Below are 1,385 nucleotides of genomic sequence, written 5' to 3' on the forward strand. Positions count from 1 at the left end.
CAATGCCACCACCCAGCAGGGCGACGGAAGCGGAAGCAAGGACGATGCGGCGGGTCGACAGGATCTTGAACATGGTCGTTCTCCATTCGGAAAAGGAAAGGAAGAAAAGGGAGGGGATGAGAGAATCTTCCGGATAAAGGATCCGGAGTGATTCCCTGCCCTCTACTTCTTCCGGTGCTTCCCGGTGAGGGCGTACTTCAAATAAACCCGATACCGGGATCCGCGTCACGCCACTCACATTCGGGGCTTGACGGATATGGTCGATCTTGGTAATTCCCGGTCATCCCGCCTAGGGAACACCGGGCGGCCCGGGTGAGACGCCGAGGGCGTGACAACACGCCGTGCGCAGGTGAATCCGTACGGTGACCGTATCCGCGCGATAGCGTCGGCCCCGACCAAACCCCAGGGGATCCCCGCGTCCGTATGTCACGGACGTATCTGATCGGCGGCCTCGGCGCGCGCACGCTTGGCCACAGTCGAATTGCTCCGCACGACAAACCCCGGAGAATTTCCCATGAACCAGCGTTCCTGGACCCGTCGCATCGTGCTGGCCACGGCCACCGTGGCACTGGCCGGCGGCATCGCCCTGCCTGCGACCGCGATGGCCGCACCCGCAGCCCCGTACTACGGCCACAGCAGCATCAGCGCCCTCGTGGGCAGCGCTTCTCCCGGAGCCTGTGAAGGGTTCTGCGAGGGGACCAACAACATCGCCACGGGCGAGGGCGCCTCCGGCAGCTGCACGGGCCTGTGCCGCGACAGCACCAACACCGCCGTGGGTGACCGCGCCTCCGGCCTGTGCACGGGCCTGTGCGGAGACAGCACGACCACCTCGGTCGGGGCGGGTGCGTTCAACGAGTGCACGGGCCTCTGCGGCACCAGCACCAACACCGCTGTGGGCGACGGCGCCTCCAACCGGTGCAACGGCCTCTGCTTCGACAGCGTCAACACGGCCGTGACCGCCGACGTGCTGAGCCGTAGCAGCCACACGGCCGCGAGCTCGACCGGGAAGACCGTGCGGGGCGGGGACGGGGGCGACCAGGGCACGCGCACGGGCGGTGACGCCAGCGCCGTCAGCGGCTCCGCCAACGCCGAGAACACCACCGTCGGCGGCACGGCCACCTCGGGCTCCGCCACCTCCGGTGTGGGCACCTGTATCGGCCGGTGCACCATCACCACCGGGAACGCGACGAGCGGCAATGCGAGTGCCGACGCGCTCAACACCGGCAACGCGACCGCGATCAGCGGTGACGCGACCGCCACGGGCGGCAACGCCTGATATCGGGGGCCGAGCGCCCGACGGTTCGCAACACACCACGGACGCCGGAGGGGCTGTGCCTCTCCGGCGTCCGTGGCATGAGAACGGCGCCCCGGGAATCCCGGGGCGC

General features: G+C 68.3%; 2 protein-coding genes. One reads left to right on the forward strand and one right to left on the reverse strand.

From position 1 onward, the window contains the following. Positions 1-229 (reverse strand): hypothetical protein (locus tag ACFVX6_RS40870; RefSeq protein WP_389699654.1); only part of this gene is annotated, 229 nt, incomplete at its 3' end. Positions 230-514: 285 nt separating this feature from the next. Here ACFVX6_RS40870 and ACFVX6_RS40875 point away from each other — a divergent pair. Then, positions 515-1,276: a hypothetical protein gene (locus tag ACFVX6_RS40875; RefSeq protein ID WP_389699655.1), complete on the forward strand. Its 762-nt coding sequence runs from the start codon at positions 515-517 to the stop codon at positions 1,274-1,276. The last annotated feature ends 109 nt before the right edge of the window (positions 1,277-1,385 follow it).

The sequence above is a fragment of the Streptomyces sp. NPDC058289 genome (assembly GCF_042880975.1).
Lineage (GTDB): Bacteria > Actinomycetota > Actinomycetes > Streptomycetales > Streptomycetaceae > Streptomyces > Streptomyces stoeckheimensis.

What these genes read in the sequence shown, in the direction of transcription:
- ACFVX6_RS40875 (WP_389699655.1), top strand. Translation starts at nt 515, where the DNA reads ATGAACCAGCGTTCCTGGACCCGTCGCATCGTGCTGGCCACGGCCACC.